The organism is Parahaliea mediterranea (genome assembly GCF_017255185.1).
Lineage (GTDB): Bacteria > Pseudomonadota > Gammaproteobacteria > Pseudomonadales > Halieaceae > JAFKCZ01.
The window spans coordinates 47546-68594 of the sequence record NZ_JAFKCZ010000014.1 but is presented as its reverse complement, the minus strand read 5'-3'; the positions used below and the strand labels follow the sequence as shown (position 1 = coordinate 68594).

Annotated in this window: 25 protein-coding genes; 8 read left to right on the top strand and 17 right to left on the bottom strand. The window is 67.0% G+C overall.

Features of this window, described 5'->3' with window-relative positions:
• Positions 1 to 82 precede the first annotated feature (82 nt).
• The 4 genes from JYP50_RS17410 to JYP50_RS17395 all read left to right on the top strand — a co-directional run bounded on the left by JYP50_RS17410 (position 83) and on the right by JYP50_RS17395 (position 2988).
• A complete protein-coding gene (locus tag JYP50_RS17410; protein WP_206561831.1) occupies positions 83 to 400 on the top strand; it encodes a DUF6763 family protein in 318 nt (105 codons plus the stop codon).
• 254 nt (positions 401 to 654) lie between these two features.
• Positions 655 to 1206, top strand: a complete 552-nt coding sequence (locus JYP50_RS17405; RefSeq protein WP_347136843.1) for a YfiR family protein — start codon at positions 655 to 657, stop codon at positions 1204 to 1206.
• Positions 1203 to 2480 carry a diguanylate cyclase domain-containing protein gene (locus JYP50_RS17400; protein ID WP_347136841.1) on the top strand — a complete coding sequence of 426 codons (1278 nt, stop codon included), beginning with the start codon at positions 1203 to 1205 and terminating at the stop codon, positions 2478 to 2480. Before JYP50_RS17405 ends, JYP50_RS17400 begins: the two co-directional genes overlap by 4 nt.
• Positions 2481 to 2499: 19 nt before the next feature.
• Entirely contained in the window at positions 2500 to 2988 is a 489-nt protein-coding gene (locus JYP50_RS17395) for an OmpA family protein (RefSeq protein WP_206561829.1), read from the top strand.
• A gap of 26 nt (positions 2989 to 3014) precedes the next feature.
• On the opposite strand, the gene JYP50_RS17390 is transcribed toward JYP50_RS17395, so the two are convergent.
• Both JYP50_RS17390 and gcvT read right to left on the bottom strand, forming a co-directional pair.
• Positions 3015 to 3476 (bottom strand): acyl-CoA thioesterase, encoded by a 462-nt coding sequence (locus JYP50_RS17390; RefSeq protein WP_347136840.1) that lies wholly within the window; start codon positions 3474 to 3476, stop codon positions 3015 to 3017.
• The gene (gcvT, locus tag JYP50_RS17385) at positions 3469 to 4596 is read right to left on the bottom strand and encodes a glycine cleavage system aminomethyltransferase GcvT (RefSeq protein WP_206561827.1); all 1128 of its coding nucleotides are present in this window, start codon (positions 4594 to 4596) and stop codon (positions 3469 to 3471) included. Before gcvT ends, JYP50_RS17390 begins: the two co-directional genes overlap by 8 nt.
• A gap of 274 nt (positions 4597 to 4870) precedes the next feature.
• Here gcvT and lexA point away from each other — a divergent pair, with 274 nt between their 5' ends.
• A complete protein-coding gene (gene lexA / locus JYP50_RS17380; RefSeq protein ID WP_206561826.1) occupies positions 4871 to 5473 on the top strand; it encodes a transcriptional repressor LexA in 603 nt (200 codons plus the stop codon).
• A 75-nt stretch (positions 5474 to 5548) separates the two neighbouring features.
• On the opposite strand, the gene JYP50_RS17375 is transcribed toward lexA, so the two are convergent.
• The 4 genes from JYP50_RS17375 to JYP50_RS17360 all read right to left on the bottom strand — a co-directional run bounded on the left by JYP50_RS17375 (position 5549) and on the right by JYP50_RS17360 (position 9644).
• Complete coding sequence (locus tag JYP50_RS17375; protein ID WP_206561825.1) at positions 5549 to 5803, bottom strand: hypothetical protein; 255 nt, start codon at positions 5801 to 5803, stop codon at positions 5549 to 5551.
• Between the two features lie 109 nt (positions 5804 to 5912).
• A complete protein-coding gene (locus JYP50_RS17370) occupies positions 5913 to 6395 on the bottom strand; it encodes a DUF6586 family protein (protein WP_206561824.1) in 483 nt (160 codons plus the stop codon).
• Positions 6392 to 9067, bottom strand: coding sequence for a type I DNA topoisomerase (topA, locus tag JYP50_RS17365; protein WP_206561823.1), 2676 nt, complete (start codon positions 9065 to 9067; stop codon positions 6392 to 6394). The genes JYP50_RS17370 and topA overlap by 4 nt, the downstream gene beginning before the upstream one ends.
• Before the next feature lie 127 nt (positions 9068 to 9194).
• Positions 9195 to 9644 (bottom strand): hypothetical protein, encoded by a 450-nt coding sequence (locus JYP50_RS17360; RefSeq protein ID WP_206561822.1) that lies wholly within the window; start codon positions 9642 to 9644, stop codon positions 9195 to 9197.
• 90 nt (positions 9645 to 9734) lie between these two features.
• On the opposite strand from JYP50_RS17360, the gene JYP50_RS17355 reads away from it, so the two are divergent.
• Entirely contained in the window at positions 9735 to 10181 is a 447-nt protein-coding gene (locus tag JYP50_RS17355; RefSeq protein ID WP_206561821.1) for a universal stress protein, read from the top strand.
• A gap of 124 nt (positions 10182 to 10305) precedes the next feature.
• Here JYP50_RS17355 and JYP50_RS17350 read toward each other — a convergent pair whose 3' ends face one another.
• A complete protein-coding gene (locus JYP50_RS17350) occupies positions 10306 to 10581 on the bottom strand; it encodes a glutaredoxin family protein (protein ID WP_206561820.1) in 276 nt (91 codons plus the stop codon).
• 107 nt (positions 10582 to 10688) lie between these two features.
• On the opposite strand from JYP50_RS17350, the gene JYP50_RS17345 reads away from it, so the two are divergent.
• Both JYP50_RS17345 and JYP50_RS17340 read left to right on the top strand, forming a co-directional pair.
• On the top strand, positions 10689 to 11594 hold the full coding sequence (locus JYP50_RS17345) for a helix-turn-helix domain-containing protein (protein WP_206561819.1): 906 nt from the start codon (positions 10689 to 10691) through the stop codon (positions 11592 to 11594).
• A 9-nt stretch (positions 11595 to 11603) separates the two neighbouring features.
• A complete protein-coding gene (locus JYP50_RS17340; RefSeq protein WP_206561818.1) occupies positions 11604 to 12380 on the top strand; it encodes a TrmH family RNA methyltransferase in 777 nt (258 codons plus the stop codon).
• On the opposite strand, the gene JYP50_RS17335 is transcribed toward JYP50_RS17340, so the two are convergent.
• The 10 genes from JYP50_RS17335 to recR form a co-directional block, all read right to left on the bottom strand.
• Entirely contained in the window at positions 12377 to 13219 is an 843-nt protein-coding gene (locus JYP50_RS17335) for an outer membrane beta-barrel protein (RefSeq protein WP_206561817.1), read from the bottom strand. The two genes, JYP50_RS17340 and JYP50_RS17335, sit on opposite strands and share 4 nt — an antisense overlap.
• A gap of 99 nt (positions 13220 to 13318) precedes the next feature.
• Positions 13319 to 14443, bottom strand: a complete 1125-nt coding sequence (locus tag JYP50_RS17330) for an NAD(P)-dependent alcohol dehydrogenase (protein ID WP_206561816.1) — start codon at positions 14441 to 14443, stop codon at positions 13319 to 13321.
• 134 nt (positions 14444 to 14577) lie between these two features.
• Entirely contained in the window at positions 14578 to 15753 is a 1176-nt protein-coding gene (locus tag JYP50_RS17325) for a vWA domain-containing protein (protein ID WP_206561815.1), read from the bottom strand.
• Between the two features lie 12 nt (positions 15754 to 15765).
• A complete protein-coding gene (locus JYP50_RS17320) occupies positions 15766 to 16611 on the bottom strand; it encodes an AAA family ATPase (RefSeq protein WP_206561814.1) in 846 nt (281 codons plus the stop codon).
• A gap of 85 nt (positions 16612 to 16696) precedes the next feature.
• Entirely contained in the window at positions 16697 to 18211 is a 1515-nt protein-coding gene (locus JYP50_RS17315; protein ID WP_206561813.1) for a vWA domain-containing protein, read from the bottom strand.
• 15 nt (positions 18212 to 18226) lie between these two features.
• Entirely contained in the window at positions 18227 to 18592 is a 366-nt protein-coding gene (locus tag JYP50_RS17310; protein ID WP_206561812.1) for a hypothetical protein, read from the bottom strand.
• A 32-nt stretch (positions 18593 to 18624) separates the two neighbouring features.
• On the bottom strand, positions 18625 to 19062 hold the full coding sequence (locus tag JYP50_RS17305) for a YcgN family cysteine cluster protein (RefSeq protein ID WP_206561811.1): 438 nt from the start codon (positions 19060 to 19062) through the stop codon (positions 18625 to 18627).
• Positions 19055 to 19327, bottom strand: a complete 273-nt coding sequence (locus JYP50_RS17300) for a YcgL domain-containing protein (protein WP_206561810.1) — start codon at positions 19325 to 19327, stop codon at positions 19055 to 19057. The genes JYP50_RS17305 and JYP50_RS17300 overlap by 8 nt, the downstream gene beginning before the upstream one ends.
• Entirely contained in the window at positions 19324 to 20442 is a 1119-nt protein-coding gene (rnd, locus tag JYP50_RS17295; RefSeq protein ID WP_206561809.1) for a ribonuclease D, read from the bottom strand. The genes JYP50_RS17300 and rnd overlap by 4 nt, the downstream gene beginning before the upstream one ends.
• The gene (recR, locus tag JYP50_RS17290) at positions 20442 to 21044 is read right to left on the bottom strand and encodes a recombination mediator RecR (RefSeq protein ID WP_206561808.1); all 603 of its coding nucleotides are present in this window, start codon (positions 21042 to 21044) and stop codon (positions 20442 to 20444) included. The genes rnd and recR overlap by 1 nt, the downstream gene beginning before the upstream one ends.
• Positions 21045 to 21049: the final 5 nt, after the last annotated feature.

Here is a 21049-nt window from a genome sequence, read left to right as displayed (position 1 = left end):
GACCAATTTCCCATAATGGACAGGCCGGGCAAAGATGTTATGTTGGACGCGACACTACTAATAAGCCCGTGAGTGTACTGAAATGAAAATGCTAAGTCCCGAAGTCGGCGGCTGGTACAAGGATCTGGAGACACACGAGTTGTTTGAGGTGGTCGCCTGGGACCCGTCGACGCTGAGCATCGAAGCCCAGTTTCTCGGCGGCGAAGTCACCGAATACGACCTCGACGCCTGGCGCCAGCTGAAACTCAACTACGCCGAGCCGCCGGAGGACTGGCGCAGCCCCTTCGAGCTCGACGACGAAGACGGCGCCGATCCCGACGCCCCCCTCCACCCGGAGGACTGGAACAACCCGCTGAGCATGATCGAGCCCGACACCATGTACGGTGTCGAGGACCTCTGAACGGCGCCCCCCTCCCCCACACCCAACCCGGTCACGCCGCGGCGGCCATCCCCCGCGCCCCGGCGGGCAGCCAACTCCCGCAAGCGTGACCTGGATCACAGTACGCGGCGGCGAATTGCCCGAAAGTACAATGTACCTCCGCGCCGCGCGGGCTTAAAATGCACCTTCCCGGGATCGGAAACCCTTTGACACCCGCACCGTAGCCCGGCAAGCAATAGGAAGGGATTATGGCCAATGCTGCGACTGCCACAGTAGTGGCAAAAGCGGCAAGCGCCTGTGCATGCCTCGCTTTGCTGCTGTTGCTCGGCGCCGGGGTGGCGCAATACGCCCGCGCCCAGGCGGACAGCGCGCTGGTACAGCGGCAGGCCGCGGCGGTGGACCAGGTGGTGGCCGGCATACTCAGCTATGTGCGCTGGCCACAGGAGCCGACGGTGCGCCAGCTGTGCGTGGTGGGACCGACCGAACACGCCGACCGCCTGCTCCAGGCGACTCACCAGACCGACGGCCGGCCGCTCAACGTGCAGCGGCGCGCCATCGGCGACCCGCAGCTATCGCTCAAGTGCAATGCCCTGTACATCGGCATCATCAACCATGAATCCCTCCAGCGGCTGCTCTCGGGCCTGGCCGGACAGCCGGTCCTGACCATCAGCGAGGGCGACCCGGCCTGCAGCGTCGGCAGCGCCTTTTGCCTGCACGTGGGCAAGCCGCGCGTCAGCTTCGAAGTCAACCTGGACGCGGTGGCGCGCAGCGGCGTGCGCGTGCATCCCAGCGTACTCAAACTGGGCAAGCCGAGGCTCGAACCGTGAAGCCCCGTCGCGCCAAGACCTTGCGCCGCGCCAGGGCCGACCGCCGCCACCTGCGCAGCGTCCTGCATCGGGGGCACCTGGGCATGGCCCTGCTCGCCGTCACCACGGCGGGGCTGGCGGTGGCCATCGGCGGGCTACTTACCCTGCGCACCTACGCCGAGAACAACCTCGACCTGATCGCCCGCTCGATGACCTACACGGTGGAGGCCGCCGTGGTGTTCAACGACCCCCAGGCCGCCGACGAAGCGCTGCACCTGATCGCCAATCGCGAGGAAGTGTTGCGGGCCGAGGTGCTGGACCGGCACGACAGAGTCCTGGCGCAGTGGCAACGCCCCAACGAGGGGCCGCTGGCACGCCTTGAAGAGCGCCTGGCGAAGGCCCTGCTGCCGATGCAGACCAGTCAGCCCTTGCTGCACGAGGGCACGCGCATCGGCGAGGTCCGACTCACCGGTAGCGCGGAGCGGCTGGCCGACTTCATCGCCTTCGGCATGGGGGGGATCGCGCTCTGCCTGTTGCTGGCCACCGCCGGTGCCGCCTACCTGTCGCGCCGCCTGGTCGGGCAGATTGCCAGCCCGCTGGTGGAGCTGGCCCGCGTCGCCCACACCGTGCGCCGCGACCGCGACTTCAACCGCCGGGTGAAGCCGGTGGGCATCGTCGAGCTCGACGAACTGGGCCAGGACTTCAACGCCCTGCTGGACGAGCTGGACGCCTGGCAGGCGCACCTGCAACACGAGAACAAGTCCCTGAGCCACAAGGCGAGTCACGACAGCCTGACCGGCCTGCCCAATCGCACCTATTTCGAGAGCCGGCTCAACCGCTCCCTGTGCGACGCCCGGGACAGCGGCGAACCCCTGGTGGTGATGTTTATCGACTGCGATCGCTTCAAGTCGATCAATGACGAGCGCGGCCACGCCGCGGGGGACGCGGTGCTGGTGGAAATCGCCACGCGCCTGCACGCGATCTTGCGCAAGGAAGACCTGGTGGCGCGCCTGGGCGGCGATGAATTCGCGGTGCTGCTCAAGTCAATCGATCGACTCGAACATGCCGAGCGCGTCGCCGACGCCATCCTGGAGAATATGAAAAAACCCATCGAGCTTCCCGACGGCGATACCTTGAACACCACGCTGAGCATCGGCATCGCCCTCTACCCCGACCACGCGGAAACGCCGGAAGCCCTGCTGCACGGCGCGGACCTCGCCATGTACAAGGCCAAGCGCCTGGCCCGGGGCACGCACTTCGTCGCGCCCGCACCACACACCCCCGCGAGAATGTAACCAAAGGAAATCAGACAGTATGTTTTGCATCAAGCCCGGCCAATGGCTCGCCATCGCTTTTACCCTCGCCATCGCCCTTGCCGGCTGCCAGAGCCTGCCGCGCCTGACCGAGGAGCAGGTTGCGGTACTCAAACAGGAAGGCTTCCAACTGACCGACGAGGGCTGGGAGTTTGGCCTATCCAGCAAGGTGCTGTTTGGCAACGACGACGCCACGGTAAACGAGCAAAGTCGCGGTGAGCTACTGCGCCTCGGGCGCACCCTGCGCGGCGTGGGCATCACCCAGTTGCGCCTGGAGGGCCACACCGATTCCTATGGCGAGGATGGCTATAACCAGGCCCTCTCGGAGAGACGCGCCTGGGCCGTGGCCCGGGTGCTGGTGGCGGCCGGCATGCGGGAGGAAGACCTGACCGTGCGCGGCCTGGGCGAGGAAATACCGGTGGCCGACAACAACACCGACGCCGGCCGGCAGGAAAATCGCCGGGTCGCGATCATCGTCCCGGCGCTCTAAGCCCCGGTCAAACCCTCAACAAACCCTCAATCCGCCAGTTCCGGCTGCCGCGCAATGATGGCCTCGCGATAGCCCGGCGGCATGCCGCCGGCCCGCCGGGTTTGCTTGTCCACAAACACCTGGGTGAGGCTGCCGCTGGCCAGGGCCTCGCCGGTGGCCTCGCTGGCGAGGTAAAAGGCCATCTCCGCGCTGGCGTTGCCCAGCCGCGTATAGCCCACGCTCACCCGCACCCGGTCACCGGCCACGCATTCACCGACAAAGTCACAATTGATGTTCACGGTGAAAATAAAACAGGGGGCCTGTTGGGGGTTCATGGCCGACAGGCCCAGCGCCTCCATGTAATGCCCCCCGACCTCGTCGGCGTAGACCATGTAGTTGGCGAAGTAGAGATGGCCCTGGGCGTCGGTGTCGCTGTAGCGCACCGCGACGGTCTCGCTGTAGGCCGTGGGCGCCGCCCGCTCCGCGGCGGCGCCGGACTCTCTAGCCACGGTGGTAGCGCTGCGGCACGAAGGGCATCTTGCACACCCGCATGGGCAGGCGCTTGCCGCGGACCTCGGCGAAAACCTCGGTATCAGGGGCCGCGAACTCCGCGCTGACATAGGCCATGGCGATGGACGCCTCGGCGCTGGGACCAAAAGTGCCCGAGGTCACGCCACCGATGGCGCGGCCCTCGGCGTCGAACAGCTCGGCGCCCTCGCGCACCGGGGCGCGCCCCTGCCCCAGCAGGCCCACGCGCTTGCGGGACACCTGCTTGCTGGCCACTTGCTCGAGCACGATATCGGCCCCGGGGAAGCCGCCGGGGCGCACGCCGTCGGCGCGACGCTCCTTGCTGATCGCCCAGATCAGACTGGCCTCGACCGGGGTCGTGGAGGCGTCCAGGTCGTGACCATAGAGACACAATCCCGCCTCCAGGCGCAGGGAATCACGGGCGCCGAGACCGATGGGCTCCACTTCCTCGCAGGCCAGCAGCTGGCGCGCCAGATCCTCTGCCCGGTCCGCGGGAATCGAAATCTCGAAACCGTCCTCGCCGGTATAGCCAGAGCGGCTGACAAAGCAGTCGGCGCCGTCGATGGTCACGCGACGGGCGTCCATGAACACCATGCCCGCGGTCTCCGGGGCCAGGCGCGCCATCACCTCGCCGGCGGCGGGGCCCTGCAGCGCCACCAGGGCGCGGTCGTCGAGGCGCTCAAGGGCGATCCCCCCGGGCAGGTTCGCCTCCAGGTGGGCGATATCCTGCGCCTTGCAGGCCGCGTTCACCACCAGGTAGAGGCAGTCCCCCTGGTTGGTCACCATCAGGTCGTCGAGGACGCCGCCCTGGTCATTGGTGAACAGCGCGTAGCGCTGCTTGCCCTCGGGCAGGCCGATGATGTCCACCGGCACCAGGGCCTCGAGCGCCGCGGCGGCGTTGTCGCCGCGCAGGATCAACTGGCCCATGTGGGACACATCGAACAGGCCCGCCCTGTCACGGGTGTGCAGGTGCTCCTTCTTGACCCCCGGCGGGAACTGCACGGGCATTTCGTAGCCGGCAAAGGGCACCATCTTGCCACCCAGTTCGAGGTGGAGGTCGTAAAGTGGGGTTTTGTGCAATGCACCGGCCGCTTCTGCCATGCGCTGTCTCCGCTATCGATACACAGTGCGCGCCCTGCATGGCGCGCGGGTTGCAACGGCGGGATCACCGCCGGGAGGATGGCGCGGGTTCAAGGTATCGAACCCCCGCCCTCGAGGGGCAGCACGGTAGCGGACGGGATCGGCGATTGCAACTGCCCCGCGACTTGCGGCCACCACCTCCCTGCCTGGCCTCAAAGGCCCGCTCCGGCAACCTTTACCCGCCCGCCAGGGCTGTATATACTCACAGGCCTGTATAAAAAAACAGGGCGCAACCATGGAGCAACTGACCCGGCGGCAACAACAGGTGCTGGATATCGTCCGCGAACATATCGCGGAGACCGGCTACCCCCCCACCCGGGCCGATATCGCCCGGCAACTGGGTTTCAAGTCCGCCAACGCCGCCGAGGAACACCTCAAGGCCCTCGCCCGCAAGGGCGCCATCGAGATCATCCCGGGCGCCTCCCGCGGCATCCGCCTGCCGGAGCGGCCGGGCCTGCCCATCGTCGGCCGGGTGGCGGCCGGCAGCCCGGTGCTGGCCCAGGAACACATCGAGGACTACTGCGACCTGGCGGGAGAGTTCTTCAAGCCGGCGGCCAATTATTTTCTCACCGTGCACGGCGACAGCATGATTGACGCGGGGATTTACGACGGCGACCTGCTGGCGGTCCACAGCACGCCCGTGGCCAACACCGGGGATATCGTGGTGGCGCGGATCGAGGATGAAGTGACGGTGAAACGCCTGCGCAAGACCAGCAGCAGGCATTTACTGGAGCTGTTGCCCGAAAACCCGGACTACGAACCGATCCGGGTCGACCTGCGCCAACAGGCCTTCGCCATCGAGGGCCTCAGCGTAGGGGTACTGCGCCGCGGGCTCTAGGGCCGCGGCAGTCGGCGGGCGAATCCGCCCCCTGGCCCGCCCGATGCGCTAAGGCCGGGCGGCGGGGCCTGCCCGCTAGTGGAGTACGCGGGGCGCGGCGTCTGGAGCGCCCGGCTCCAGCTCGGCGTCCTCTTCCTCCACCAGGTTGGAGGCGGCCTGGATTCCGGCCTGGATCATGGCCTTGGCCACTTCCAGGCTGTTTTCCGACAGGTACATCCGCGATTCTTCGGAAAAGCGGATGCGCACCAGGGGCTCCGAGTCATCTTCCGCGTGTTGCAGTACGATTTCCCCGTCTCCCAGGTCGACAATTTCCAGCAGGGCTGTAGGCACTAAAAAACCTCGGGTTTGCAGAATTGCGCTTTCATTCTATCAGTGACGCGCGGCTGCATGCTACCCGCCGCGGATGGAGAGGTTGACAGCGACCCGGGGTGAAACCGGGTCAATACTCGTCGAGGGAATCGCCCATGCGCTGGAACAGACTGTCGAGGTCCCGGGCCCAGCCGCGGAACGTATCGGGACCGTCGACCGACGGCGCCGGGCGGGCCAGGTTGCCGGGCTGGCGGGCGCGCGCCGCGCTCCCCTGCCCCGGACGTTGCGGCGCCCAGGCCAGCATCTGCGCCAACCAGCCCTCGCGCTCGAGTCGCTCGAACTCACGGATTTCGCCGGGCACCGCCTTGCCCGCGGGCCGCGGTGGCAGATCCGCCGCCCGCGACGGCGGCTCGAGGGGCAGCGGCTCCGCCCCCGCGACGGCCAGCAGGAACCAGCCGTAGGCCCGCCCCAGGTGGGCGTGGCAGGCCGGGCCGAAGGCTTCCGACAGGGTGGCCGCGGAAACCTGCTGCGCCTCGCACTCACGCCCCCAGGCATCCAGCACCAGCCGCGCCAGGTAGAGGTGGTGATTGGCCAGTCCCCGCGCCGAACTCACGACGACTTGCGCCCCTTCTTCGTCTTCGGCGCGGCTTTCGACGCCGCCTTGCCCTCTTCCACCTGCCACTTGCCGCCGCGGTAGAAGGCCTTCCAACCGGTGGCCTTGCCGGCCTCCTCGGTCATCACGTACTGCTCCTTGGTCTTGCGACTGTAGCGGACCTGGCTGCGATTGCCGTCGGGGTCTGTCGCCGGCGCGCTGAACAGGAAGCTGTACTTGGGATCGATCTCCGACCGGTGCGGCAACAGCTCGTCCACGAAGGGCGCCCGGGTCTCGCGGTTGCGGGGGAACTGGCTGGCCGCCAGGAACAGGCCCGCGGCGCCGTCGCGCAGCACGTAGGTATCCTCCACCTTCTCGCAGGCCAGTTCCGGCATCGGCACCGGGTCCATCTTGGGCGGCGCCGGCTCGCCGCTGCGCAGCAGTTTGCGGGTATTTTTGCAGTCCTCGGCGGTACAGCCGAAGTACTTGCCGAAACGCCCGGTCTTGAGCTGCATCTCGGCGCCGCACTTGTCGCACTCCAGGGTGGGACCGTCGTAGCCCTTGATCTTGAACTTGCCGTGCTCCACCTCGAAGCCGGGGCAGTCGGGGTTGTTGCCGCACACGTGCAGCTTGCGCTGCTCGTCGATCAGGTAGCTGTCCATGGCCGCGTTGCACAGCTTGCAGCGGTGCTTGCTGCGCAGCAGGCGGGATTCGGCCTCGTCGTCGGCATCCTCGCTGATCGCCTCGTCCCCGGGCACCAGGTTGACCGTGTGCTTGCAACGCTCCTTGGGCGGCAGCGCGTAGCCGGAGCAGCCCAGGAACACGCCGGTGCTGGCGGTGCGGATCTGCATCGGCCGCCCGCACTTGGCGCAGGCGATGTCGGTCATGGTGGGCTCGTTGGGCTGCATGCCCGCCTCGGGCTCCTCGGCCTTTTCCAGCAGCTCCCGGAACTCGCCGTAAAAGCGATCCAGCAACTCCCGCCAGTCCATGTCGCCCTGGGCGACCTCGTCCAGGCGCTCCTCCATGGAGGAGGTAAAGCCGTAGTCCAGCAGGTCGGTGAAACTTTTCTGCAGGCGGTCGGTGACGATCTCCCCCATTTTCTCCGCGTAGAAGCGCTTGTTTTCCAGCCGCACGTAGCCGCGGTCCTGGATAGTGGAGATGATCGAGGCGTAGGTGGAGGGACGGCCGATACCGCGCTTTTCCAGTTCCCGCACCAGGCTGGCCTCGCCGAAACGCGGAGTCGGCTTGGTGAAGTGCTGGGCCGGGTCCAGGGCCTTGAGGTCGAGAGTGTCGCCGCGCTTGATGTCCGGCAGCACGCGGTCCTCGCCCTTGCGGCCCGCGCTGGGCTGTACCCGGGTGAAACCGTCGAACACGATGATGCGGCCCTTGGCGTTCAGCTCGTAATCGCCGGCGGCCACGGTCACGGTGCTGGACAGGTATTCGGCGGGGGGCATCTGGCAGGCCACGAACTGGCGCCAGATCAGCTCGTACAGGCGCTCGGCGTCGCGCTCCATGCCCTGCAGGGCGGTCTGCTTGAGGTTGACGTCCGAGGGCCGGATGGCCTCGTGGGCCTCCTGCGCGCCCTCCTTGGAGGAGTAGCGATTGGGCGCGTCCGGCAGGTACTTGGCCGGGAAATTGGCCTCGATGTGGGCGCGACAGGCGGACACCGCCTCGTCGGAGAGGTTGGTGGAGTCGGTACGCATGTAGGTGATGTAGCCCGCCTCGTAGAGGCGCTGGGCCAACATCATGGTCTTCTTGACGCTGAAGCCCAGCCGGGTGCTGGCCGCCTGCTGCAGGGTCGAGGTGATGTAGGGCGCCGGCGGCTTGGAGCGGGTCGGCTTGTCCTCCCGCTGGCTGACCGCGTAGGGCAGCTGTTCCAGTTCGGCGGTGGCGTGCCGGGTGCTTTGTTCGTTGTTGGGGCGGAAGTTCTCGCCGCGGTGCTTGCGCACCTGGAAGCGCACGTCCTCCCCCGCCCCGGTGGCCAGGTCGGCGTGCACCTCCCAGTACTCCTCGGGAACGAAGGCGCGGATTTCCCGCTCGCGCTCGACGATCAGGCGCACCGCGACCGACTGCACCCGCCCCGCGGACAGGCCCCGGGCCACCTTGGCCCACAGCAGCGGCGACACCATATAGCCCACCACGCGGTCCAGGAAGCGGCGCGCCTGCTGGGCATTCACGCGGTTGTAATCGAGGTGCGCGGGCTCCTCGAAGGCCTCGGCGATGGCCTTCTTGGTGATTTCGTTGAACACCACCCGCTGGTAGCGGTCGTCGTCGCCGCCAATGGCCTCGCGCAGGTGCCAGGCGATGGCTTCCCCCTCGCGGTCGAGGTCGGTGGCGAGGTAGATGGCGTCGGATTTCTCCGCCAGCTTTTTCAGCTCGGCGACCACCTTCTCCTTGCCGGGCAGCACCTGGTACTCGGCCTTCCAGCCGTGCTCCGGGTCAATGCCCATGCGCCGGATCAGCTGCTCCCGGGCCTTCTGCTTCTTGTAGGCCGCCTTCTCCTCGGGGTTCATCTTGCGCGTCCTGGCCGCCTGGGCCGCGCGCTCCTTCGGGTCCGCCTTGCCGCCGCTACCGGCGGTGGGCAGGTCGCGGATATGGCCGACGCTGGACTTCACGATGAAGTCCGGCCCGAGGTATTTGTTGATAGTCTTGGCCTTGGCCGGCGACTCCACGATGACTAGTGATTTACCCATAAGCTCCTGTCGCAACCCGATAAGCCGGGCCGCCCGTGCGGTCCCTGACGGAAAAGGGGCCATATATAAGTGCCAGAACCCTCCGGGTCAAGGGGAAACCCTGGCATCGTTACTGCCACAAGCCCGATCAGGATTGTAGCAGTTGCGCCCAATCGGCCAGCGCGCGCTGGATTTGCTCCACGCTGCCCTCGTCTCCGGACTCCTGCCAATAGACCCCGCAGGAAGCCTCGTCAACGCCCGCGGCCAGTATCCCCGGCGGCAGGTGTTGCAGCGCGGCCGGCGCCGGAGCGCGCTCCCCCAGGGCCCGCCACTCGCCGTCCTGCCACAGCCACGCGCCCCGGCGGCGGGTCTTGCCCCGGGAGGGCCTGAGGCGCAGGCCGTAGTAAATCGTGCCCGAGCGCGGCACCCGCTGTGTCGCCCCGGTATTGCCCGGCAACTGGCGAAACTCCACGAACAAACCGCGCACCGCCGCCGCCTCGCGCATCCGCGCCTGGCGGCGCTGCTGCTTGCTGGGCACAAAGTGCGTCAGGGGCGCCAGGGCCAGGGCGACAACAAAGGCGATGATGATATAGGTCAAGGGTCGGGGCTCCGGGCGGTTAACTGGAGCGCATTGTATGTTATATATAGCCCGAAGGTTTCAACTCTCAACCGGAAGATGGAGTGTTCCATGAGTGCATACAGCAAAGTCCTCGTCGCGGTGGACCTCAGCGACGATTCCGCCCAGGTGGCCCAGCGGGCCCACGCTGTCGCGGGAGCCAACGGCGCCGAGCTGCATTTGATTCACGTGATCGAACCCCTGAGTTTCGCCTACGGCGGCGACATTCCCATGGATTTTTCCGGTATCCAGGACGAAATCCACCAGCAGGCAACCCAGCAACTGTCAACCTTTGGCGACGGCCAGGGCATCCCCGCCGAGCGCCGGCACATCGTGCTGGGACGGCCGGAAGTGGAGATCCACAGCAAGGCCGAGGAGATTGGCGCCGACCTGATCGTGGTGGGCAGCCACGGCCGCTACGGCCTGGCGCTGTTGATGGGCTCCACCGCCAACGGCGTCCTGCACGGCGCCACCTGCGACGTGCTCGCGGTGCGCGTCGGCGAGAAGGACAAGGGCTAGCCCGAACGGCACTGACTTAAGTCAAAATCAGGCTGCCCTGTCCTCTGTAGGGTCGAATTTATTCGACCAAAAGAGCTGCCCCAGGCACCAATGGCCGAATACATTCGGCCCTGCAACGGTTTGGTCAGTGCCTCTGGGGTTCGCTTGGCACACCAACGAGGAAAGCCACCAGCGCCTCCGGCTCGAAGGGCCAGTGCAGCTCTTTTTGCCCCCCCGGGGCGCGCAACACCGGTATCAGCAGGCCGTAGCGCTCGAACAGGGCGTCGTCCTCGCTGATATCGCATTTGACGTAGTCGAACGCCAGGCCCGCCCCCTGTAGCGCGCGCAGCATGTCCTCCGCCTGCTCGCACAGGTGACAGGCCGAGGTGCCAAGCAACTCAAACACCGCCCCGCCGCTCATTGCCACCGCTCCTCGCATCCGCTTCCCGGCCGACTGCCACGCCCCATCAGAATCATGTAGAATTCCCGCTCCGCAAACCCAATCATACAAGCCCGGGGGTATTATAAGTGGCGTTATTCTCCCAGCCCACAGCACGCGCGCTCGCCATTCTCGATCTGCTGATGGCCAACCCTCACCAGGCTTTCGGCCTCACCGAAATGACCCGGCGGCTCAACCTGAACAAAGCCACTTGCCACGCCATCCTCACCACCATGGCCAACTACGGCTTCCTGATCCAGCACCCCCGCACCAAGGCCTACCGCCTGGGGCCCTCCATCATCGCCGCGGGCCACGCCGCCTTCGCCCAGTTCCCGGTGCTTGAATACGCCCGGCCCGAGCTGGAGGGCCTGAAAAACGACCTGCAAATGGGCTTCGCGGTCACCGCCCGCTCCAAGCTCCACCAGGTGCTGCTGGCACTGTACGGGCACGCCACCCCGCTGATCGATTCCTTCCAGCTGGGCCTGCGGCTGCCCAACACGGCGCCCATCGCCGCCTGCTTCACCGCGTTCTCCCCGGCCAAGGTGCTGGAAGCCTGGCTGACCCGCGCCCACGAATCCCGGGGCGGCTACAACGAGCGCCTGGACCAGAAGCTGCGCGTGTCGGTGATCGCGATCCGCGCCCGCGGCTACGAGGTCACCCTGAAGACCAAGGCCGAGGAGGAATTGACCGCGGAGCTGTCGCGCATCCACCAGAGCTGGAGCCTCACCGAGCTGGAGGACGCCACCAACAAGTACCAGCGCGAGATCTGCGAGGAGCACTACCACCTCGACCGCATCGACCCCAAGACCCGCTACGACGTCAGCACCATCGCCGTGCCTATTTTCGTCTACCGCGACGTGCCGGTGATGTGCTTCGTGGCCGGTTCCATCGACAAGCCGATCACCGGCGCCCAGATCGAGGACATCGCCGCGCGCATGAAAGAATCCGCCGACCGGGTGACCGCCCTGGCCACCGGCCAGGCCAAAGTCCAGTAAGCGCGGGCCGTGTCGGATTCCCCCGAGTACCGCGAGCGCAAGGCCTTTTTCGACCGGGTACTTACGGTGTACGGACGCAAGCCGGTGCTCGAGGTACTGCAAAACCCGCAACTGCACTGCCACGCCCTGCACCTGGCGCAAAGCAACCGCGAACAGGGCCTCGTCCGCGATATCCGCGCCCTGGCGGAGTCGCGCGACATCCCGGTCAACACCCACAGCCGCGAGGCCCTCGCGCGTATCTCCCGCAACGGGCGCCAGGACCAGGGGGTGGCGGTGGACGTGCTCTGCCCCGCCTTCCGCCAGTTCACGGACGCGCTGCCCGACCTGCCGCCGCGGGCCCGCCTGCTGGCCCTCGACGGCATCACCAACCCGCAAAACCTGGGCATGATCATCCGCTCGGCGGCCGCCGGGGAAATCGACGGCATCCTGTACGCGCGCGGCGGCAATGCCGCGCTCGGCCCGCTGGTGATCAAGGCCAGTGCCGGCACCCTGTACCGGGCGCCGCTGCTGTTGTGCGACAGCCTGCCCGGGGCCCTGCGCCTGTGCCGCGAACGGCAAATGGAGGTGTGCGCGCTGGCGGCCGACGCCACCCAGACCCTGTTCGAATTCAACCCCGATGGCGGCTGTGTGTACGTACTGGGCAACGAGACCGAAGGGGTATCCCCGGGCGCCTTGAAAGAAGCCACCCGCGGCCTCGCCATCCCCATGCGCAACGGCGTCGAATCCTTGAATGTGGCGGTCACCGCCAGCCTGATCGCCTACGCCGGACTGATGCGGCCGACCTAGAAACGCAGGCCCAGATAGAGCTGCGGCCCGTGGTATTCGAAGCCCACGCCGCCGTCCCAGCTGCTCGCCTCGGCGCCCACGTCGAGGTCGAAATAGGTGTACTTGAACCCGGCCCGCAAGGCATCGGTGAGGGCGTACTCCACGTAGGCGTTGCCGGTGAGGATATCCCCCTCCAGATCGCCGCCGCTCAGGTCCAGGTCGAGGCCGAACCAGCCGCCGTCCAGGCCCAGCTCCCAGCGCTGCCACGGACGGTAGCGCAAGCCCGCGCCGAGCACCGGCAGCGGCGCGTCGGTATCCGCGGAGGTGCTGTTGCGCCGGGCGCCCCCCTCGTCCCCGACATCGACCCGCCCGGCGATGCCGAAATCAAGCTCGGTCCAGTGAACGCCCGCGGAGGCTCTCAGCTGTAGGGTCTCGGTGTCGTAGAAGGCGTAGGAATAGGTGATGGGTATGATGGTGACATCCCAGCTGGAAGACGCCCTGACTCCGGCCGGGTAGGTGTCCTCGCCGACACTGATGTCGCGTTGCAGCGCCGCGCTGGCGCTGCGCGAGAAGTCCCAGTACCCGGCAGTGAGCTTGTGCCGGCGGGCAATGCGCCACTCGAAACCCAGCAGATAGGTCTCCTCGTCCTCGTCGAAACCGAGCTGCTCCTCGAGGTCGAATTCCGGATTGCGGACACTCTCGCCATTGACCCGCAGCTCGGTGTTCCAGCTGCTCAGGAAGTAGCCCACCTGGACCGCAAAGCGGTGCTGATCGAAGCCTGCTCGATCGGCGTGGGCCGTGGCGGCGAGCGACAGTATCGCCAGCAGGGAGACGGTGCGCGAACGGGGACGAATCGGCATGGCAAACCCTCGACCAGGGAGACATCCCCTAGTGTAAGCCATTGCCACTACATTGCCACACTGCCGCTACCGCGAATGGTTTGCGCCAAACGGCCAGACTCACTTCACCGCGGTGCCGCGCATGCTGATCACGATCTTGCCCCTGGCGCGGCCCGACTCCGAATAGCGAATGGCATCCGCCACGGCCTCGAGGCTAAATTCGCGGTCGATCACCGGGTTGATGTCCCCTTGCGCCATCAACCCGGCCAGGTAATCCAGGTCCGCGGCGTTCAACCGAGCAAGCAGGGAGGCAAATTCCGTCGACACGAAGGGCGACAGGAGCGGCGCCAGGATCACGTTTTTCAGCGGCGCGAACCAGTTGCCCTTCGGGCCGCCGACCATGACCAGGATGCCGCCGTTCTTCAGTGCCCCGTGGTTGGCCAGCAGGCCGTGGTTGCCCACGTTGTCGATGATCACGTCGTAGCGCTCAGCGCTTTCGGTGTAATCCTCCTGCCGGTAATCGATCATGTGCGCCGCCCCGAGTTCACGCACCATGGCGTGATTGCGCGCGCTGCTGACACCGGTGACCTCCGCCCCCAGGTGCCTGGCGATCTGCACCGCGAACGTGCCGACACCCCCCGAGGCGCCATTGACCAGGACTTTTTGCCCCGCCGTGACCCGCCCCTTGTCGCGCACCGCCTGCAGGGCCGTCACCGCGGCGACCGGCACCGACGCGGCCTCGGCATAGCCGATATTCGGCGGCTTGTGGGCAATCACCTTGTCCTCGGCAATGGTCAGGTAGTCCGCGAACGCACCACCGCGCCCGCCGAATACCGCGTCCCCGGGCTGGAAACGGGTGACGGCACTGCCCACGGCCTCCACCGTGCCGGCAAAATCGACCCCCAGCCGCTCCTGGCTGGGCCGGCCGATACCCGACATCAGGCGCATGACATAGGGGGATCCGAGCATGTAGTGCCAGTCCAGGGGATTGACACCCGCGGCGCGCACTTTAACCAGCACTTCGTTCGCGGCGGGCTCCGGTCGCGGCAGCGACGCCAGTTCCAGCACCTCGGGCGAGCCGTAGCAGCGGTGGACCACCGCGCGCATCGCGTCCGGCCCGCCGGTCCCGGCCGCCAGGGCCGGTGCCGGACAGGCGCGGTTGAAACTCATGGCGTATGCCAGGCCGACCGCCCCCACCGCCAACAGCAGCAGGGTTGCCCCCGCGATCTTGCGTCCCAGTCCCATAGTGTTCGCTCCAGGGTCCTATGTTTGCCCCTTGCGGGGATATCCCAGGCACCAGGATAAACAAATTTCGGCACTGGATGCAGGCTCTTCGTCCCGGGAGGCTTTCACCTCGCCGAATCCGGCCGCCGCGGCCCCTATTTCGACAGGTAGCCCATCCCCTCTTCCAGGCCCTTCAGGGTCAGGGGATACATGTGCCCCTCCAGCAGCTGGTTGGTGATCGCGGTGGACTGGGTGTAGGCCCACTCCTCCTCCGGCACCGGGTTGATCCAGATGACCTTTTCATAGGTCTCCAGCATGCGCCGCATCCACACCTCGCCGGCCTCGTCGTTCCAGTGCTCCACCGAGCCGCCGGGCTGCACAATCTCGTAGGGCGACATGGCGGCGTCACCGACGAAGATCACCTTATAGTCGTGGCTGTACTTGTGCATGATATCGAGCAGTGGGGTGCGCTCGTTGTGGCGGCGGACGTTGTTGCGCCACACGCTCTCGTACAGGAAGTTGTGGAAATAGAAGTACTCCATGTGCTTGAACTCGGTACGCGCGGCTGAAAACAGCTCCTCGCACACCCTGACATGGGGGTCCATGGAGCCGCCCACATCGAAGAACAGCAGCACCTTCACCGCGTTGTGGCGCTCGGGCACCATTTTGATGTCGAGCAGGCCGGCGTTGCGCGCGGTGGAGCGGATGGTGTCGTCGAGGTCCAGTTCGTCGGCGGCCCCGGTGCGGGCGAACTTGCGCAGCCGGCGCATGGCCACCTTGATGTTGCGGGTGCCCAGCTCCACGCTGTCGTCGAGGTTCTTGAAATCGCGCCGGTCCCAGACCTTCACCGCCTTCTTGTTGCCGCCCTTGGGGCCCACGCGAATACCCTCGGGGTGATAGCCCTGCTGGCCGAAGGGCGAGGTGCCGCCGGTGCCGATCCACTTGTTGCCGCCCTCGTGGCGCTCCTTCTGCTCCTCGAGGCGCTTCTTGAACTCCTCGATCAGCTTCTCCAGGCCGCCGAGGGATTCGATCTTGGCCTTCTCCTCCTCCGACAGCTGCTTCATGAACTCATTGCGCAGCCAGTCGTCGGGGATCAGCGCCTCGATGATGTCGTCGAGGGCCTCCAGTTCACGGAAATGGAGCCCGAAAGCCCGGTCGAAGCGGTCGAAATACTTCTCGTCCTTGACCAGGCAGGTGCGGCTGAAGAAATAGAACGCGTCCATGTCGGCGAAGGCCACATGCTCGGTGAGCCCCTCCATCAGGTCCAGCAGCTCCCGGGTGGTCACCGGGACGCCGGCGTCGCGCAGGCCGTGGAAGAAATTAATGAGCATAGCGCCCCCGGCCTAGCGGCTTTCCCGGCGGTGCATAAAGGCCAGCCGCTCCAGCAGGTGCACGTCCTGCTCGTTCTTGAGCAGCGCGCCGTACAGCGGCGGAATGGCCTTGGTGGGGTCGCGCTCCTTGAGCAGTTCGTCGGGAATATCGTCCGCCATCAGCAGCTTCAGCCAGTCGATCAGTTCCGAGGTGGAGGGCTTCTTCTTCAGGCCGGGGATGGCGCGCACGTCGAAGAAGACTTCCAGCGCCTCCTGCACCAGGCTCTGGGCGATACCCGGGTAGTGCACATCAACGATCTCGCGCATGGTGTCGCGATCGGGGAAGTTGATGAAGTGGAAGAAGCAGCGGCGCAGGAAGGCGTCGGGCAGCTCCTTCTCATTGTTGGAGGTAATGATGATGATCGGGCGGTGCTTCGCCTTGATGGTTTCTCCGGTCTCGTAGACGTAGAACTCCATCCGGTCCAGCTCCACCAGCAGGTCGTTGGGGAACTCGATGTCGGCCTTGTCCACCTCGTCGATCAACAGCACCACCTGCTCGTCGGCGGCGAAGGCCTCCCACAGCTTGCCCTTCTTGATATAGTTGGCGATATCGTGGACCTTCTCGTCGCCGAGCTGGGAGTCCCGCAGGCGCGACACCGCGTCGTACTCGTACAGGCCCTGCTGGGCCTTGGTGGTGGACTTGATGTGCCACTGGATCAGGCGCATGCCCAGGCCCTGGGCAACCTCCTCCGCCAGCATGGTCTTGCCGGTGCCCGGCTCGCCCTTGATCAGCAGCGGCCGCTGCAGCGTCACCGCGGCGTTCACCGCCATGCGCAGGTCGTCGGTCGCAACGTAGCGTTCTGTCCCCTCGAATTTCATAGTTGTTCCACTGAGCAGTTAAAAGACAAAGCCCACAAGGGTAGCGAGTGGGCATAGGCGACGCAAGCGCGCTGTTGGCGGCTGCCTAGGAAGCGCCCCGCTGATCCTCGCTGTCGGCGCGCAGCCCGTCGAGTACCGGAACCTCCGCTCCCGGCTGGCTGTCCTGGAAGCGGCGCTTCCACAACTCCAGGCGCCGGCGCCGGCGCCGGCGGGAGATCCACAGGGACACCAGCCCCACCGCGGCAATCGCCCCCAGCACACTGGCGATCGGCACCGCCAGGCTGGTTTCGGGAATGTCGCTGGGGCGGGTGCTGATCGCGCTCTCGGCGGGGCCCGCAATCACTTCCACGTACATCGGCAACTCCCGCTGCAGGGTCTTGCCGTGCACCCGGGCGGTCAACTCGTAGCGCCCGCCGCGGGCGAAGGCCGGCACCGCGACACGGTACTCGCCGCTTTGGGGTATCGGGTAGCGCCCGGAGACGTCGATGGTTTCGGTGGTGCCGTCGGGGCCGGTGATATCGAGGCGGATATCCATCAGCCCGAGAACCTCGGGATCGCGCAGGACATCGCCGCCATCGCGCAGGCGAATACCAACCTCCCCCACCCGGTCGGCGGGCATGCTGTTGGGCAGCGGATCCACTTCCAGTTGCAGGTCGGCGATCACCGTGACCCGCATGCTGGCGTCCGGCGGCGCCGCCAGCTGCCACTGCCCGGGCTCCGGGGAGCTCACCGTGACCAGGGCGAAACGCCCGGTCACGAACCACTCCACGCCCTCGGCGGCCCGCTCCGGGCGATAACGGACCCGGGAGGGGCTGACCAGCCCGACGCTCGTCTCCTCGCCGGCGAAGAAGATCAGCGCGGTGAACTCCTCTACGCTGTCGTCAATGGCGAAACTGCCGCCGGCCAGCGGCACCCGCGCCGTGGGAGCCACCATTTCCAGGGACTGCACGAAAATCCCGGTCAGCTCGCCGGCGGTCTCGGCCTTCTCGGCCAGGCCCGCGGTCTCCTCGGCCAGGGCGCGCAGAAAAGTCCAGTCGGCCTCGTCGGACAGGGCGATGGTGTGCACCGGAATCCCGGTGGCGCCGAGGCTCGGCGCGGCATCCTGGAGCAACTTGCGCGCCGCCGCGGCGTTGGCCATCGGCGAAGCCGACACATCGACCTTGCCGTCGGTGAGCAGCACGATGCTGGTGCGGTAACTGGGGTCCATGCTGCCGCGGTCGTAGGTCGCCGCCGCCAGCGCGGCGGGGATATTGGTGCGCTGGCCGGAGTTGTCGATCTGCGCCACCGCCCGCCGGGCCTCCTCGCGCCAGGCGGCATCGATCACCCGGTGCGGCACCAGTACCTCCACCTCCTCGCCGAAGATCCACACGCCGGCGCGAGCCCCCTCCGGCAGCAGGCGCACGATCAGCTCCAGCGCCGGTCCCCGCAGGTTGTCGGGGTCCGAATCCTTCATGCTGCCGGAGATATCGATCAGCAGGCGCAGGTCGGGCTTCATCATCCGCGTCACCGGATCGGCGAAGCTCGCGGCGGGCGGCAGCACCAGCCACAAGGTCAATAGGGTGCACAGTATCCGGGCCGCGGCGGCCATCGATCCTTTCATCTTGCGTTCTACGTATCAGGACTCTGCCGGAGCACTGGCCGGCGGCGACCCGCGTCGAAGCCGGAGCGCCACGGCAAACAACAGCGCCAGCAGCAGGGCCAGCCCGACGGCGGCCAGCAGGGGCCTGAGGGCGTGTTCGGCCGCCGCCTGGTCGACCGTCAGCCACTGGAAGCCGGCGACGATCACCGCCGGCGCCAGCGTCGAAACACCCGCTTCCGGGTAGGCCGGGGTCAACAGTACCGCAGCGCCCGGCAGCACCAGCAAGCCGATCCACGCCGGGTGCCAACGGCGCCGCAGCCACCAGGCGGTCAGCAACAAGGCCAGCACCGCGGCACCGAGATAGGCCGCCATGGCAATGTGATAGGACTGTTCGCTCAACACAACGTGGTTCTCCTCAATCCTTTGATACGAGCCTACCGCACCCAGGCAATGACATGTTCATCATAGCCCTCGGGGTGCACATATTCATCCGCGATGCTGCGCCCACGGATGGAGATACCGGCGCGGTGGACGCTCTCGGGGTCACCGCTGACCAGCGGGTGCCACGGCGGCAGGGGCAGGCCCCGGGCGCGCAGGCGGTAGGCGCAGGTCGATGGCAACCAGTCGAGGTCGCTGATGTTGTCGGGGGTCAGCGCGACGCAGTCGGGCACCAGTTCCTGGCGGTGGGCGTAGTCCCGGCAGCGACAGCTCTGCGCGTCGAGCAGGCCGCAGTGCACCCGGGTGTAGAAGACCTCGCCGCTGTCGGCGTCCTCGAGCTTGTGCAGGCAGCAGCGGGCGCAGCCGTCGCACAGGGCCTCCCACTGCCGCTGGTCGAGCTGCGCCAGGGGAACGCGGTTCCACCACTCATCCATCGGCCCGGTCCCGGCGCAGGAGCTCCGCTTCCGTGGGCGGCATCTGCAGGTAGAAACCCTGGGCTTCGATTTTTTCCAGCACCTCGGCGGCACTGGCGCGGGCCAGTTTGCGCGCCGGGTCCAGCATCAGGACCATCACCGCCCGCGGCTCGCCGAACTGCTGCAACAGGGCCTCGGGGACGTCCGCCAGCCCCCGCGCCTTGTCCACGTAGAGGTACATCTCCTCGCGCTTCGGGCTTTTGAATACCTGGCACAGGCGCTTCACGCTCCACCCTCCCGCAGCAGCTCCCGCAATGGCTGGATCACCACCTCATCGCGCCAGCCCCGCCAGTGCGGGGGACGCTCGCCATTGCTTTCGCCCCGGGCCTCGCGCACCAGCGCCTCGTAGTCCCGGGACTGCAACAATATCTCGGGCGCCACATTCAGTTCCGCGGCAATGGCGCGGACCCGGCGCTTGAGCTTTTTACCCTGGTCGCGCTGGCGCGCGCTGAGCGGCGGCGGCAGCGGCGCGGGCAGATCGGACTCCGGCACCGCCTTTTGCTGCGACAACACCTCGAGCAGCGCCTCGCCGTAGCGGCGCAGCGCCGCTGGCGGCAACTCCACCTGCGCCCGCAATTGCGCCAGGTCGCCGGGGTTGCCACGGGCGATCTGCAGGCAGGCCTGGTCATCGATGATCCAGCTGCGGGGCTTGTCCTTGTTGCGCGCGGTCTGCTCCCGCCACTGGCACAGGGCCGCCAGCGCCCCCAATTGGTGACGGTCCAGTTTCCACGCGGACTTGATGCGCGGGTAGTAACTCCCGGGGCCACCGGCCTGGGCGTTGACCGCGTCGGCGCCATCGGCCAGCACCCAGTCCAGCTTGCCCTGCGCCCGACTCTCGTCGCGCAGGGCCCGGTACACGTCCAGCAGGTAGACCACGTCCTGCGCCGCGTACTGGCACTGGGCCTCGGTCAGCGGCCGCTGCAGCCAGTCGGAGCGGGTCTCGTCCTTGGGCAGGTCCACATCGCATATGTCGTGCACCAGGGCGCGGTATCCCAGGCCGAAATCCCGCCCGGTCAGCGCCGCCGCCCGCTGGGTGTCGAACAGCGGGCGCGGCAGTTCGCCCAACCAGCGCTGGAACACTTCCAGGTCCTCGCTGGGCGAGTGCAGGACCTTCACCAGGCCGGGCTCGGCCATCAGCGCGCGCAGCGGCGCCAGGTCGGAGATCGCCAGCGGATCCACCAACCAGGCCTTGTCTTCGAAGCACAGCTGCAGCAACGCCACCTTGGGATAGAAGGTGTTGCGGCGCATGAACTCCGTATCCACGGCCACGGCGGACGCCCCCGCGTACTGCGCCAGCACCCGGTGCAGGGTAGCGTCGTCCTCAATCAGTTCCCAATCCATCATTGCTCCACCGCGCGACGTCCACTGAAAGCGTGGGCCAGGGTGGAGCCGTCGACGTACTCCAACTCGCCCCCCAGGGGAACGCCGTGCGCGATGCGCGACACCTTGACGCCCCGGGGCAATAACATATCCGTCAGGTAGTAGGCCGTGGCCTCACCCTCCACCGTGGGATTGGTCGCCAGAATCACCTCGGCGACCCCTTCCTCGACCACCCTTTCCTGAAAGCGGTCGAGGCCGATTTCCGCCGGCCCGATACCGTCGATGGGCGACAGGTGACCCATGAGCACGAAATACAGGCCCCGGTAGCTGCCGCTCTGCTCCACCGCCAAGACATCGGCCGGGGTTTCCACCACGCAAATCACGCTGTGATCCCGCCGCGTGTCGGCGCAGATCTCGCAGATATCCAGCTCGGTGAAATTGCGGCAGCGGCGGCAGTGATCCACCCGTTCCACCGCCTGCTGCAGCGCGTGCGCCAGACTGGAGGCCCCCTCGCGATCGCGCTCCAGCAGGTGCAGGCACATGCGCTGGGCGGACTTGGGGCCGACACCGGGCAGGCAGCGCAGCGCCTCGATCAATTCGGTCAGTGCGGGACTGAATTTCATGCCCT

Coding starts and splice junctions, on each gene's coding strand:
- JYP50_RS17315 (WP_206561813.1), bottom strand. CDS start 18,211: ATGAAAGGATCGATGGCCGCCGCGGCCCGGATACTGTGCACCCTATTG.
- JYP50_RS17330 (WP_206561816.1), bottom strand. CDS start 14,443: ATGGGACTGGGACGCAAGATCGCGGGGGCAACCCTGCTGCTGTTGGCG.
- lexA (WP_206561826.1), top strand. CDS start 4,871: ATGGAGCAACTGACCCGGCGGCAACAACAGGTGCTGGATATCGTCCGC.
- rnd (WP_206561809.1), bottom strand. CDS start 20,442: ATGGATTGGGAACTGATTGAGGACGACGCTACCCTGCACCGGGTGCTG.
- JYP50_RS17320 (WP_206561814.1), bottom strand. CDS start 16,611: ATGAAATTCGAGGGGACAGAACGCTACGTTGCGACCGACGACCTGCGC.
- JYP50_RS17395 (WP_206561829.1), top strand. CDS start 2,500: ATGTTTTGCATCAAGCCCGGCCAATGGCTCGCCATCGCTTTTACCCTC.
- JYP50_RS17305 (WP_206561811.1), bottom strand. CDS start 19,062: ATGGATGAGTGGTGGAACCGCGTTCCCCTGGCGCAGCTCGACCAGCGG.
- topA (WP_206561823.1), bottom strand. CDS start 9,067: ATGGGTAAATCACTAGTCATCGTGGAGTCGCCGGCCAAGGCCAAGACT.
- JYP50_RS17410 (WP_206561831.1), top strand. CDS start 83: ATGAAAATGCTAAGTCCCGAAGTCGGCGGCTGGTACAAGGATCTGGAG.
- gcvT (WP_206561827.1), bottom strand. CDS start 4,596: ATGGCAGAAGCGGCCGGTGCATTGCACAAAACCCCACTTTACGACCTC.
- recR (WP_206561808.1), bottom strand. CDS start 21,044: ATGAAATTCAGTCCCGCACTGACCGAATTGATCGAGGCGCTGCGCTGC.
- JYP50_RS17335 (WP_206561817.1), bottom strand. CDS start 13,219: ATGCCGATTCGTCCCCGTTCGCGCACCGTCTCCCTGCTGGCGATACTG.
- JYP50_RS17355 (WP_206561821.1), top strand. CDS start 9,735: ATGAGTGCATACAGCAAAGTCCTCGTCGCGGTGGACCTCAGCGACGAT.
- JYP50_RS17350 (WP_206561820.1), bottom strand. CDS start 10,581: ATGAGCGGCGGGGCGGTGTTTGAGTTGCTTGGCACCTCGGCCTGTCAC.
- JYP50_RS17325 (WP_206561815.1), bottom strand. CDS start 15,753: ATGCTCATTAATTTCTTCCACGGCCTGCGCGACGCCGGCGTCCCGGTG.